This window comes from uncultured Microbacterium sp., from assembly GCF_945952435.1.
GTDB lineage: Bacteria > Actinomycetota > Actinomycetes > Actinomycetales > Microbacteriaceae > Microbacterium.
The window spans coordinates 1-13,567 of sequence record NZ_CAMFHZ010000033.1; the positions used below are offsets into that span (position 1 = coordinate 1).

Annotated in this window: 9 protein-coding genes, 1 pseudogene and 1 riboswitch; all 10 genes and pseudogenes read right to left on the reverse strand. The window is 71.7% G+C overall.

Features of this window, described 5'->3' with window-relative positions:
• Positions 1–414 precede the first annotated feature (414 nt).
• Positions 415–1,839, reverse strand: coding sequence for an argininosuccinate lyase (gene argH, locus Q0P88_RS13770; RefSeq protein WP_295014916.1), 1,425 nt, complete (start codon positions 1,837–1,839; stop codon positions 415–417).
• Positions 1,836–2,786 (reverse strand): ornithine carbamoyltransferase, encoded by a 951-nt coding sequence (gene argF / locus Q0P88_RS13775; protein WP_295014917.1) that lies wholly within the window; start codon positions 2,784–2,786, stop codon positions 1,836–1,838. Before argF ends, argH begins: the two co-directional genes overlap by 4 nt.
• A complete protein-coding gene (locus tag Q0P88_RS13780; protein WP_295014918.1) occupies positions 2,783–4,063 on the reverse strand; it encodes an acetylornithine transaminase in 1,281 nt (426 codons plus the stop codon). The genes argF and Q0P88_RS13780 overlap by 4 nt, the downstream gene beginning before the upstream one ends.
• The gene (argB, locus tag Q0P88_RS13785; RefSeq protein WP_295014919.1) at positions 4,060–4,959 is read right to left on the reverse strand and encodes an acetylglutamate kinase; all 900 of its coding nucleotides are present in this window, start codon (positions 4,957–4,959) and stop codon (positions 4,060–4,062) included. Before argB ends, Q0P88_RS13780 begins: the two co-directional genes overlap by 4 nt.
• On the reverse strand, positions 4,956–6,113 hold the full coding sequence (gene argJ / locus Q0P88_RS13790; RefSeq protein ID WP_295014920.1) for a bifunctional glutamate N-acetyltransferase/amino-acid acetyltransferase ArgJ: 1,158 nt from the start codon (positions 6,111–6,113) through the stop codon (positions 4,956–4,958). The genes argB and argJ overlap by 4 nt, the downstream gene beginning before the upstream one ends.
• Positions 6,110–7,165 (reverse strand): N-acetyl-gamma-glutamyl-phosphate reductase, encoded by a 1,056-nt coding sequence (argC, locus tag Q0P88_RS13795; RefSeq protein WP_295014921.1) that lies wholly within the window; start codon positions 7,163–7,165, stop codon positions 6,110–6,112. The genes argJ and argC overlap by 4 nt, the downstream gene beginning before the upstream one ends.
• A 301-nt stretch (positions 7,166–7,466) precedes the next feature.
• Entirely contained in the window at positions 7,467–9,602 is a 2,136-nt protein-coding gene (locus Q0P88_RS13800; protein ID WP_295014922.1) for a bifunctional hydroxymethylpyrimidine kinase/phosphomethylpyrimidine kinase, read from the reverse strand.
• The gene (gene thiM / locus Q0P88_RS13805; protein ID WP_295014923.1) at positions 9,599–10,453 is read right to left on the reverse strand and encodes a hydroxyethylthiazole kinase; all 855 of its coding nucleotides are present in this window, start codon (positions 10,451–10,453) and stop codon (positions 9,599–9,601) included. Before thiM ends, Q0P88_RS13800 begins: the two co-directional genes overlap by 4 nt.
• Positions 10,444–10,537, reverse strand: a riboswitch (TPP riboswitch). (Overlaps the previous gene by 10 nt.)
• A gap of 131 nt (positions 10,538–10,668) precedes the next feature.
• Positions 10,669–13,203 (reverse strand): phenylalanine--tRNA ligase subunit beta, encoded by a 2,535-nt coding sequence (gene pheT, locus Q0P88_RS13810; protein WP_295014924.1) that lies wholly within the window; start codon positions 13,201–13,203, stop codon positions 10,669–10,671.
• A pseudogene (locus Q0P88_RS13815) lies at positions 13,203–13,567 on the reverse strand (phenylalanine--tRNA ligase subunit alpha); the annotation flags it as partial. The gene pheT and the pseudogene Q0P88_RS13815, both read right to left, overlap by 1 nt.

Sequence of the window (13,567 nt, forward strand, 5' to 3'; positions counted from 1 at the left end):
GTTATTTGGCATTTGACAAGTGCACGCTGTTGAGTTCTCAAGGATCGGATGCTCCTACAGCTCAGCCTCGCGGCATCACAAATAGGGCTTGATCTCACTCCATCCTCGCTGCGCCTTGCGGCGAACCTGAGGTCAGAGTTGTCCATCCTACCAGATGATCTCCCGTGAGGGAAGTCTTCGTCGAGGTGGATGTTGTTCGCCGCTTGGGGAGTCAGGCCTTCCGGCCCTTCGCTCTACCGCTTGGGGCGAACAAGTAATAAGTTACGCGGATCCCCGGGATCGGGCAAATCACCCCCACCCCCGGGCGTGTCGCGGCTGGTGACCGGGCCAGGATTTTCGCCGGGGAACATGGAGGACCCCCGCGCACCTGCGTACGCGGGGGTCCTCCCTGTCGGTGTCTCCGAGTGGCATGCCTCAGAGGCCCAGAGCATGGGCGGCGGCCTGACTGCGCGCGATGAGCTCGGCCCGCTGCTCCGCGACGCGGATCGGCGCCGTCCCTCCGACGCCGTCACGGCTCGCGACCGATCCGGTGAGGGAGAGCACATCACGCACACCGGGAGTGAGGTGGGCGGAGACCTCGGCGAGAAGCGCGTCGTCCGCATCCTCTAGTCCGATCCCCCGTTGCTCGCACGCACGCACGAGGGATCCGGAGATCTCGTGCGCCTCGCGGAAGGGAACCCTGTTCTTGACGAGCCACTCGGCGACGTCCGTCGCGAGCGAGAAGCCCTGGGGCGCGAGCTGCGCCATCCGCTCCGTGTCGAAACGCAGCGTCGCGACCATGCCGGTGAAGGCCGGCAGGACCAGCTCGAGCGTGCGGACCGAGTCGAACACCGGCTCCTTGTCCTCCTGCAGATCGCGGTTGTAGGCGAGCGGCAACCCCTTGAGCGTCGCCAGGAGGCCCGCCAGATTGCCGATCAGTCGACCCGACTTTCCTCGCGCGAGCTCGGCGATGTCCGGGTTCTTCTTCTGCGGCATGATGCTCGACCCGGTCGAGTACCCGTCGTCGAGCGTCACGAAGCCGAACTCGCGGGTGTTCCAGAGGATGATCTCCTCGGAGAAGCGGGACAGGTTCACGCCGATCATCGCCGCGACGAACGCGAACTCCGCGACCACGTCGCGGGATGCGGTGCCGTCGAGGGAGTTCTCGGCCGGCCGATCCAGACCGAGCTCGCGCGCCACAAGCGCCGGATCCAGGCCGAGGGTCGATCCCGCCAGTGCTCCCCCGCCGTACGGGGAGACGCCGGCGCGGGCGCGCCAGTCGACGAGCCGCTCGATGTCGCGCACCAGCGGCCAGGCGTGTGCCTGCAGGTGGTGCGCCAGCAGCACCGGCTGAGCGTGCTGCAGATGGGTCCGCCCGGGCAGGATCGCGGTCTCGTGCGCCTGCGCCTGGGCGACGAGCGCATCGACGAGCCGCAGCAGATCCCGCGCGATGACCTGCGCATGGTCGATGAGGTACAGACGCACAAGGGTCGCGATCTGGTCGTTGCGGCTGCGCCCGGCGCGCAGGCGGCCTCCGAGCTCGGCCCCGACCTCCTCGATGAGCGCGGCTTCGAGCGCTCCGTGCACGTCCTCGTCGCCAGGTTGGGGCAGCAGCGTGCCGTCGGCGATGCGCGCGGCGAGGGCGTCGAGGCCCTCGTGCATCCGCGCGGCCTCGCCCGGTTGCAGATAGCCGGCAGCCTCGAGCGCGGTCGCGTGCGCGTGCGACCCCGCGATGTCGTAGGGCGCCAGGATCCAGTCGAAGTGCGTGGAACGGCTGAGCTCGGCGAGTTCGGGACTCGGGCCCCCGGCGAAGCGCCCGCCCCAGAGCGCCCCGGCGTTGGTCCCGTTCGTCCCCGTCATTTCTCCCCCTCGCTCGACGGCACCGCGGAGGCGCCGATCAGCCAGACGAGAAGCGCCTTCTGCGCGTGCAGACGGTTCTCGGCCTCGTCCCAGACCACGCTCTGCGGTCCGTCGATGACCTCGGAGTCCACCTCGTACCCGCGGTCGGCGGGAAGGCAGTGGATGAAGATCGCCTCCGGATCCGCACGCTGCATGGTCTGCGTCGTCACTTTGTAGGCGCCGAGGTCGGTCAGGCGCTGGGCCTTCTCCTCCTCCTTGCCCATCGACACCCACGTGTCGGTGACGATCACGTCGGCGCCGGCCGCCGCCTCGCCCGGATCCGTGAAGAGCGTGAGCGATCCGCCGGTCTCGGCCGCACGGCGGTGCGCGTCCTGCACCACGTCGGCCCGCGGCGCATAGTCCTCCGGCGCGGCGACACGGACGTGCATCCCGGCGGTCACGCCGGCCAAGACGTACGAGTGCGCCATGTTGCTGCGTCCGTCGCCGAAGAACGTCAGCGTGAGCCCCTTCAGGTCGCCCTTGTGCTCGCGGATCGTGAGCAGATCGGCGAGGAGCTGGCATGGATGGAAGTCGTCCGACAGGGCGTTGATGACGGGAACGCGTGTGCCGCGGGCCATCTCCTCCAGCCCCGCCTGGGCGTACGTGCGCCACACGATCGCGGCGACCTGGCGCTCGAGCACCCTGGCCGTGTCCGACGGGGTCTCCTTGCCGCCGAGCTGGCTGTTCGCCGTCGAGATGATGAGCGGGGATCCGCCGAGATCGGCGATCCCGACGGCGAACGACACGCGGGTCCTGGTGGACGACTTGTCGAAGATCACCGCGACGGTCTGGGGGCCGGCGAGCGTCTTGTCGGCCCAGCGGTCCTTCTTCAGTTCGAGCGCGAGATCCAGGATCTCGGTCTGCTCGGCGGTGGTCAGGTCGTCGTCGCGCAGCAGATGACGGGTCACGGGAGGTCCTTCCGATCGGTCGACGCGGCCCCCGCGGGCTGCTCCGTGGGGGCGACCGTCCCGGCGACCGCACCGAGCGCCGCACCGAACAGGTCGAGGAACTCGGCGACCTCGGCATCGCCGATCGTGTACGCGGGCGCGATCCGGATCACGTCGTCGGTGGGCGCGTTCACGATCAGTCCTCTCCGCTGGGCCTCCTCGCGCACGGGTCCGGCGACGGGCGCCGCGAGGGTGATCCCCAGCAGCAGCCCCGCCCCCCTCGTACCGGTGACGAGGGGCAACTCCGCCACACCCGCACGGAGCTCTTCTCCCCGCGCCACGACGTTGGCGAGCAGATCCTCCTCCTCGATGTGGGCGAGCACGGCGTTGGCGACGGCGCTCGCGAGAGGGTTTCCCCCGAAGGTCGAGTTGTGCGTGCCCGGATAGAACAGCTCGCTCGCGGCGCCGAACGTGATGAGCGCGCCGAGCGGGAAGCCCCCGGCGATGCTCTTGGCGGCCGTCACGGCGTCGGGCACGATGCCCTCGCGCTGGAAGGCGAACCACTCCCCGGTGCGTCCGGATCCGGTCTGGACCTCGTCGAGGATCAGCAGCGCATCGTGCGCGGCGGTGAGCTCGCGCGCACGGCGGAGGAAACCCTCCGGCAGCTCGACCACGCCCGCCTCGCCCTGGATCGGCTCGACGATGATCGCCGCGACGCCGCCCGCGGCGGAGGCCTCCGCGAAGACCTCCTCGAGGCTCTCGAGCGAGCGCTCGACGGTGCGCACACCGGGCAGGACGGGCTCGAACGGATCCCGATAGGCCGGCTTGGGCGTCAACGAGAGCGCCCCCATGGTCCGTCCGTGGAAGGCGCCTTCGACGACGAGGATCGTGAAACGGGTCGAGCCGTCGGGGCGGGGACGGTTGCCGTGCAGCCGGGACAGCTTGATCGCCATCTCGTTCGCCTCGCCGCCGGAGTTCGCGAGGAACACGCGGCCGTCCTCGCCGGTGCCCGCCAGACGCTTCAGGCGCGCCGCGAGCTCGAGCTGCGCCGGGCTGGCGAAGTAGTTCGAGACGTGCGCGAGGGTCGCCGCCTGCGCGGACACCGCCTCGACGAACACGGGGTGCGCGTGGCCGAGGCTGTTCACCGCGATCCCGCCCAGGAAGTCGAGGTAGCGGTTGCCGTCGGCATCCCACACCGACGACCCCTCGCCGCGGACGAGCAGCGCGAGGCGCCCTCCGAGGCTCATCAGGTCGCGCGCGGCGCTCTGCTGCCAGGTGTCGGTCGCCTGCCCGGTCATCCCGCCACCACCTCCGTTCCGATTCCCTTGCTGGTGAAAAGTTCGACGAGCACCGAGTGCGGCACCCGTCCGTCGATGATCGCGGCGGCGTGCACCCCGGACTCCACGGCCTCGAGGCACGCGCTCATCTTGGGGATCATCCCCGACTCGAGCGACGGCAGCATCTCGGCGAGCTCGCTCGTGGTGAGGTGCGAGACGAGCGAGTCCCGGTTCGGCCAGTCCGCGTAGAGGCCGGCGACGTCGGTGAGGATGACGAGCTTGACGGCGCCGAGCGCGGTCGCGAGCGCAGCTGCCGCGGCATCCGCGTTGACGTTGAGGGACTGGCCCGGGTGATCGAGGTCGGGAGCGATCGAGGAGACCACGGGGATCCGCCCCGACGCGAGGTGATCCAGCACCGGCGTCGGATCCACCTGCACCACGTCGCCGACGCGGCCGAGATCCACCTCCTCCCCGTCGACCACCACACCACGGCGGCGACCGCCGAACAGGCCGGCGTCCTCGCCGCTGAGCCCGGTCGCGATCGGACCGTGACTGTTGATCTTGGCGACGAGCTGCGGGTTGATGTGCCCCGTGAGCACCATCCGCACGACGCTGATGGCCTCCGTCGACGTGACGCGATAGCCGCCCTTGAACTCGCTCGGGATCGCGAGGCGGTCGAGCATGTTCGAGATCTGCGGACCGCCGCCGTGCACGACGACCGGCTGCACGCCGACGTAACGGAGGTAGGCGATGTCCTGCGCGAACGCCTCCTGGAGCTCGTCGCTGATCATGGCGTTGCCGCCGTACTTGACGACGACGATCTGGTCGCGGAACTTCTTCAGCCACGGCAGCGAGTCGATGAGGGTCTGCGCCTTGAGCGCTGCTTCCTCGGGGGCGGTGTCCTGAAGATCGTTCATGAGGAGTAGGCGCTGTTCTCGTGGACGTAGTCGTGGGTGAGGTCGTTCGTGCGGATCGTCGCCGTCGCATCGCCGCTCTTGAGGTCGATGACGAGCTCGGTCGCGCGCGGGGTGAGGTCGACGTCCTCGCGAGGACGGTCCGGCCCTCCCTGCGTGCACACCCGGACGCCGTTCATCCAGACGTCGGTGTCGTAGGGGTCGAAAGCGGCGCGCGTCGTTCCGATCGCCGCGAGCACACGCCCCCAGTTGGGGTCGTTGCCGAAGATCGCCGCCTTGAACAGGTTGTTGCGCGCGACGGAGCGACCGACCTCGACCGCGTCCGACTCGGTCGCGGCGTTGCGCACCACGATCGTGATGTCGTGGCTCGCGCCCTCGGCATCGCCCTGCAGCATCTTCGCGAGCTCGTCGCTCGCCTCGATCAGCGCCGCGGTGAACTCCTCCAGGTCGGGGCGGATCCCGCTCGCGCCGTTCGCGAGGAGGGTGACCTGGTCGTTCGTCGACATGCAGCCGTCGGAGTCGAGACGGTCGAAGGTGACGCCGGTCGCGCGTCGCAGCGCCGCGTCCGCGTCCGCGGGGTCCAGGTCCGCGTCGGTCGTGAGCACGACGAGCATCGTGGCGAGGCCCGGGGCGAGCATGCCCGCCCCCTTCGCCATCCCGCCGATCGACCAGCCGTCGCGCTGGACGACGACCGTCTTGGCGTGGCTGTCCGTGGTCATGATCGCCTCGGCGGCGAGCGCGCCGCCGTCGTCGCTGAGCGCGGCGATCCCCGCCTCGACGCCGTCGAGCACCTTGCCGCGGAAGACCTCGTCGCCCGTGCCGATGAGGCCGGTGGAGCAGACGACCACGTCGCCGGCGCTCACCCCGAGCAGCTCGGCGGCCTTCTCGGCCGTCAGGTGGCTGGTCTGGAAGCCGAACGCCCCGGTGAAGCAGTTGGCGCCCCCCGAGTTCAGCACGATTGCTTCGATCGTGCGGTCGGCGACGACCTGCTGCGACCAGATGATCGGGTTGGCCTTGGCGCGGTTCGTGGTGAACACGGCCGTGCCCACCTTGCGCGGGCCCCGGTTCACGACGACGGCGACATCGGGCTTGCCGGTGGACTTGAGTCCGGCGACGACTCCTGCCGCCTCGAATCCCTGGGGTGCGGTCACGCTCACGGCGCCACTCCGTTCGTGCTGAGCGCCGTGCCTTCGGGGAGACCGAGCGCGATGTTCATGGACTGGATCGCCGCACCCGCGGTGCCCTTGACGAGGTTGTCGACGGCTGCGACGACGACGACGCGGTTCGCGGCACGATCGATCGCGAGGCCGATCAGGGCGGTGTTGGCGCCGAGGACGTCCGCGGTCCGCGGCACGGTCCCCTCCGGCAGAAGCTGCACGAACGTCTCGTCGCCGTAGGCGCTCTCCCACGCGTCGCGGATCTGCGCATCCGTGACGCCGGGGGCGATCGGGGCCGTCGAGGTGGCTAGGATCCCCCGGGCCATCGGCACGATGACGGGCGTGAAGGAGATCCGGATCCCGTCCGCCTCGATCGACGGAGCGGCCGCGGCGAGCGCCTGGCGGATCTCCGGGATGTGCCGGTGCGTGCCCCCGACCGCGTACGGGTTCGCGGATCCGAGGATCTCGCTGCCCAGCAGATGCGGCTTGAGGCTCTTGCCCGCCCCCGAGGGGCCGACCGCGAGCACGCTGACGATGTCGGAGGGATCGATGACGCCTGCCGCGACGCCCGGTGCGAGGCTCAGGGCGACGGTCGAGGCGTTGCAGCCCGGTGCGGCGATCCGCGTCGCGCCACGCAGGTGCTCGCGCTGTGCGACGCCGTCGACGATCAGCTCGGGCACGCCGTACGTCCACGGCTCGTGGAACGCCCCGCCGTAGAACGCGTCCCACGCCTCGGCGGAGGTGAGCCGGTGATCCGCACCCGCGTCGATGACGAGCGGCACGTCGCCGAGCGCATCGGTGTAGGCGCCGGACTGCCCGTGCGGCAGCGCGAGGAAGACGACGTCGTGCCCGGCCAGGACCTCGGGCGTCGTGTCCTGCAGGACGAGTCCCGCGAGGGAGCGGAGGTGCGGCTGGTGTGCGAGGAGCGGCTGTCCGGCGTTCGAGTGCGCCGTGACGGTGCGGATCTCGATGTCGGGATGGCTCGCGAGGAGGCGAAGGATCTCGCCGCCCGCGTAGCCGGATGCGCCGGAGACGGCGACGGAGTACGTCATGGTTCCACCTTAACGGTCGGGCTTCGGCGCGACGCCCAGAAGACGGGCGCGGCCGGGAAGCGGGTCGGGGCTGAGCGCGGCGACGCCGCTGCTCGACCGCGCACGCCGCGGGAGGAAGCGGGGTCGCCTAGATTCGGCGGTCGCCCGACCGGCGTCGACGCACCACGACCGCACCCGGGAGGGTGGTCGTCTGCGGAGCCGTGAGCATGCGCCGAGAGTAGCGCGCCGCGGCTCCCGGGACCAAATCGTCCGCAGCCGCACCCTGCGGGCGCTCCCCGCATCCCTGCCGCGGCGGGCTCCCTCACTCCGGCAGGGCGGCGGCGAAGAACGCCCGTTCGTGCGCGCTGGAGCGCTCGAAGGCGAGGCGCATCCGTTCCCTGGTGCGGGGATCCGCCGACGCCGCCCGGGCGGAGACGATGCGCACGGCCTCGGCGGTCGCCGCGGCGAACGCGGGATCTCCGTACTCGTCGATCCACGCCGCGAAAGGATGCGCGGGATCCCCGCCCGCCCGCGCGTGCAGGCGGGCTCCGACGTCCGCGTAGATCCAGAAGCAGGGCAGCAGCGCGGCGATGAGCACACCGTAGTCGCCGTCGAACGCCGTCGCGCGCAGGTGGTCGAGGTACGCGGTCGTGGCCGCCAAGGGATCCGCCCGGAACGTGTCCGCGCCGATGCCGTCGGGAGACAGCCACTGCGCGTGCAGCTGCAGCTCGCCGATCACGGACTGCTCCGCGCTGTGCGCCCAGAACGCCTGCTCCTCGGCACGCGGGGCGAGCCGGGCGGCTTCCGCGAGCGTCCGCGCGTACTCCCGCAGGTATAGCGCGTCCTGCGCGAGGTACCACCGGAACGCGGCGTCCGGGAGCGTTCCGTCCGCCAGTCGGCGCAGGAAGGACAGCTCGTCGATCTCGCGCCGGATCGGGGAGATCCCCTCCCACCACTCCTCCGCGAGCGCGGCCGGCTCCGGCGACGTGGTCAGGCCGCCGCGCCGCCACAGGCCGGCGAAGTGATGGATCGGACCGTGCCCGCCGCCGACGTCGAGACCGTCGCCGGCGGAGATCGCCTCGCGCAGCCATGCCCGTGCCTCGCCGACCGCCTCCGGCCAGTCGGCGCCGGCCGCGCGGCGCGTCGCGAGCGCGGAGGAGAGCGAGCATCCCGTGCCGTGCGTCCGGGTGGTCGGGATCCTCGCGCCCGCGAAGCCTCGGATGACGCCGTCGGGTCCGACGAGCGCATCCGGCGCCTCGTCCGACGCGAGATGGCCTCCCTTGACGAGCACGAGAGCCCCCGTGCGGATCGACAGTCGTCGCGCCTGGGCGAGGGCCTCGTCCCAGGCCGACGCCTGCGGTTCGTCGAGGAGGACGGCGAGCTCGGGCAGATTCGGCGTCAGCAGATCGGCGCGGGCGCACAGAGCGCGCAGCGCGTGCTCCGCGTCGGCGTCGAGCAGGAGGTCCCCGCTCGTCGCCACGATGACCGGATCCAGCACGACCGTCGGCGGGCGGTGGGCGTCCAGCCAGGAGCCGACCTCCGCGATGGCTTCGGCGCCCGCGAGCATCCCGATCTTCACCGCGTCGATGCGGATGTCCGCGGATAAGGCGTCCAGCTGCGCGTGCAGGAAATCGACGGGCGGGACGTGCACCGCCGAGACCCCCCGCGTGTTCTGCGCCGTCAACGCCGTGATCGCGGCCAGACCGTAGCCCCCGTTCGCGGAGATCGACTTGAGATCGGCCTGGATCCCCGCCCCTCCCGACGGATCGCTGCCCGCGATGCTGAGCACGCGGGGCACGCCGCCGCTCCCCCACGCACGGAGGAAGTCCCGTGCGGCGGCCTCCGGGTCGGGTGCTGCGCACAGCGCGGAGACGACCGCGACCCCGGCCGCACCCGCGCGACGGAGCGCGGCGACATCGTCGAGCCCGATCCCGCCGATCGCGACGCACGGAAGCGGGCTCTCCGCGGCGAACGCCGCGAAGCCGGCGACACCGAGAACGGGAGGATGGTCCTTCTTCGTCGTCGTCGGATGGATCACCCCGGTGCCGAGGTAGTCGACCGTGCCGGCAGGGAGCGCGAGCAGCGCTTCCCGGTGCTCCGGCCGGTTCGCCGTGAGTCCGATGATCGCATCGGGGCCCAGCACCGCGCGAGCGACCGCCGCGGACGCATCGGACTGACCGAGGTGGATCCCGTCGACCCTGGCGCCGCGGCGACGGGCCTCGACCACGGCCTCGAGTCGGTCATCGGCCAGGAGCAGGGCCCGACCGTCGATGAGCTCCGACAGCCGCACGAGCAGTTCCACGACCTCGGCGTCGTCGGCGTCCTTCTCGCGCACCTGCACGATCCGCACACCTCCCGCCACCGCGGCGTCGACCACCGCCTCCACCCCGCGCGCACCGCACAGCCCCGCGTCGGTCACGAGGTACAGCGTCAGGTCCTCGTCGCTGAGCCGGCTCATGCGGCGACCGCCGTGCCGGTCTCGAGGCGCGCCCGCTCAGGAAGCGCACGAGGCTCGATCGCGGAGAGCGCGTCGAGCAGCGCGACCGCGAAGGATCCAGGACCCGATGCCGCCGCGGCCGCGTCTTCGGCCGCGATCGTGTAGACGAGGGTGGCCGCGGCGGCGGCCTGCAGGGGGCCGTCCCCCGTCCGACACGCGGCCCCGAGGAAGGCGGCCATGACCGCTCCGAGCGCGCACCCGCCCCCCGTGACCCGGGTGAGCAGCGCGTCGCCGTTCGCGATCCGGATCTCGCTCCGCCCGTCCACGAGCAGGTCCACCGGGCCGGAGACGGCGACCGCTCCCCCCGTGCGTCGGGCGAGCTCGCGCGCCGCGCCGGCCGCGGCCTCCGTCCCGTCGAGGGCATCGACTCCGCGCCCCCCGGAGCTGCGCCCCGCGAGCGCGAGGATCTCGGAGGCGTTCCCGCGGATGACCGTGGGCCGCATCGCGAGGAGGTCGAACGCGAGCCCTGTGCGGACCGGGAGCGCCCCGATCGCGACCGGATCCAACACCCAGGGGGTCCCGGCATGTCGTGCACCGCCCACCGCTTCGATGCTCGCGAACCGCTGCTCGGGGGTGGGCGTGCCGAGGTTGACGAGCAGCCCGGACGCCACGGCCGCGAACATGCCCGCCTCCCCCGTGATGTCGACCATCGCCGGAGCGGCGCCGAGCGCCAGCAGCGCGTTGGCGGTGAAGCCGGTGACCACCGCGTTCGTGATGCAGTGCGTGAGCGGGGCCTCGGCCCGCAGCACGGTGAGCAGTTCCGCGGCGGTCTCCGCCACGGATCCGGAGGACGTTTCCAGACGCGCGTTCATCGCGACATCCCTTCGCTAGTACGAGCTAGATCAGGTTCGACGGGTGTGATCTCAGCCGCGGATGCGGCACCCCGTGTCACTGTCGGCCAGTCTAATCGGAACGATCGCGCGTCTCCGGCGGGGACTCCCGTGCGACGGCGCATGACGCACGAACGCCTGCACGACGGATCCGCCGATCCGGTCGTGCAGGCGTCCTCGGAGCCTCGGGCGCGGGCTCAGTCGCGGATCTGTGCCCCCAGGCGCTCGGCGGCGACCGCGACCCCCGCGAGTTTGGCCTCGCTGGCCTCCGCCGCGGTGAGCGTGCGATCGTCCGCGCGGAACCGCAGCGCGAAGCTGAGGCTCTTGGCGCCCTCGGGCACGCCCTCGCCGCGGTAGTCGTCGACGAGGCGCAGGGACTCGAGCAGGGCGCCGGCCCCCTCGGTGAGCGCCGCGCCGACCTCTGCCGCCGGGATCGCGGCGTCGAGGACGAGCGACACGTCCTGCGTGGCCGCGGGATACGTGGACAGCGACGCGGCGACCGTCTTCGGCCGCGCGAGCGCAAGCACACGGTCCAGATCCAGTTCGAGCACGACGGCCCGGCCGGGAAGATCGGCGTCCCGGGAGACCACGGGGTGCAGCTCCCCCACGTAGCCGACCACGGTCGCATCGCCCGTCGCCGCATCCTGGACGCGCAGCTCGCCCGCACGCCCCGGGTGCAGGGCCGCGCGTACGGTCTGCACGACGTCGATCGTGACGCCCGCGGCCTCGCCGATCACGCGCACGGCGTCGAGCGCCTCGCTGAGGCCGTACTCCTCGGCGGCACGGCCGGGCTGGCGCGCGGTCACATGTCCGGTGAACAGGGCCGCGAGGTGGCGGGCCTGCGGCGGGATCGACGCGTTCAGCGCCGTGAGCGTCTCGTCCGACGGCCGCTCCCCGAGCGGGGGCACCGCGTCGGTGCCGTAGACCACCCCGGGTTCGGGGAGGAACACGATGCCCGTCTCGAAGATCGCGAGATCGACGAGTCCGCGCGCGACGTTGCGATGCGCGATCTGGAGCAGACCGGGCACGAGCGAGCGACGCAGGAAGGGCGCCTGGCCGTCGAGCGGGTTCGCCAGGCGCACCCCCGGCAGCTCCTCCCCCGAGGCCGAGCCGTGCAGATCGTTCTGGTCCTGCGTGGTGAACGGGAAGGCCGGGGTCTCCACCAGGCCGGAGGCGGCGAGCGCGTCGGCGACCCGGCGGCGGCCCTGCTGCAGCGGGGTGAGACCGCGTCCGGAGGGAGGAGTGGGCAGCACCGACGGGATCCGGTCCAGTCCGTGGATGCGCGCGACCTCCTCGGCCAGCGTCCACTTGTCCGTGAGATCGGGACGCCAGCTCGGGGGGATGACCATCCACCCGGCGTCGGCCGCCGCGCCGAGAGGCGTGACCTCGGCACCGACGGTCTCGAGCGCGCCCGTGACCTCCTCGTCGGTGTAGTCCACTCCGATGAGTCCCTGCACGAACCCGGCCGGAAGCTCGATCCCCTCGATGAAGACCTCGGCGAAGAGGGCGCCGCCCTCCTCCGTGAGCGTGCCGCCGGCCAACTCGACCATGAGGTCGGCGACCCGGCGCGCCGCGGCGAAGGGGATCAGCGGATCCACGCCGCGCTCGAAGCGCTTGGACGCCTCGCTGGGCAGCTTGTGCCGGCGGGCCGAGCGCGCGATCGTGATCGGGTCGAAGGTCGCCGCCTCGATCAGCACGTTGCGGGTGCGAGCGCTCATCTCGGTCGTGCCGCCGCCCATGACACCGGCGAGGCCGATCGGGCCGGATCCGTCGGTGATGAGCAGATCCTCGGTGCTGAGCGTGCGCTCCTGGCCGTCGAGCGTGACCATCGTCTCGCCCTCGGTCGCCCGGCGGATCACGATGCCGCCGTCGAGCGTGTCCAGGTCGTAGCCGTGCACGGGGTTGCCGAGCTCGAGCATCACGTAGTTCGTGATGTCGATCAGCACGCCGAGGGAACGCATCCCGGCCAGCGACAGGCGCGCGGCCATCCAGGGCGGCGTGGGCCGCGAGGGGTCGACCCCCCGGACGACGCGAGTGACGAACTCCGTCGCGCCCGCGTTGCCGCGGATCGGCGCGGCGTCCTCGACCACGGCGGTGAACCCGGTGCCCGGCTGGAGCTCCGCGAAGTCGCGCTCGGCCGGATCGCGGAACGCCGCACCCGTCGCATGCGCGTACTCCCGGGCGACGCCGCGGAGCGAGAACGCGTACCCGCGGTCCGGGGTGACGTTGATGTCCACCGCCACGTCGTCCAGCCCCAGCAGCGCGATCGCGTCTGCGCCGACCTCGGGGTCCAGCCCGAGCGTCGACAGGATCAGGATCCCGTCGTGCTCGTCGCCGAGTCCGAGTTCGCGGGCCGAGGCGATCATCCCGTCGGAGACGTGCCCGTAGGTCTTGCGGGCGGCGATCGGGAACGGCCCTGGCAGCACGGCACCCGGCAGGGTCACCACGACCTTGTCGCCCGGCGCGAAGTTGTGCGCGCCGCAGACGATCCCGCGCACGCCGCCGTTCGCCTCCCCGACGTCGACCTGGCACCAGCGGATGGTCTTGCCGTTGGACTGCGGCTCCTCGTCGAACGAGAGGACCCGGCCGACGACGACGGGGCCGGAGATGTCGAAGCCGATCAGCTCCTCCTCCTCGAAGCCCACCGAGACGAGCGCCGCGAAGACGTCGTCCGGGGTCGCCGTCTCGGCGACGTCCACGTACTCACGCAACCACGAAAGCGGGACGCGCATCACACCACCATCCCGAACTGCTCGCTGAAACGGACATCGCCCTCGGCCATGTCGCGCATGTCCTGCACGTCGCTGCGGAACATGAGGGCGCGCTCTACGCCCATGCCGAACGCGAAGCCGCTGTAGACGTCGGGGTCGATCCCCGCCGCGCGCAGCACGTTCGGGTTGACCATGCCGCAGCCGCCCCACTCGATCCACCGCGCACCGCCCTTGAAGGTCGGATGCCAGAGGTCGAGCTCGGCGGACGGCTCGGTGAAGGGGAAGAAGTTCGTGCGGAAGCGGGTCTTCGCCTCCGGGCCGAAGAGCTGGCGCGCGACGTGGTCGAGCGTGCCCTTGAGGTGCGCCATCGAGATGCCCTTGTCGA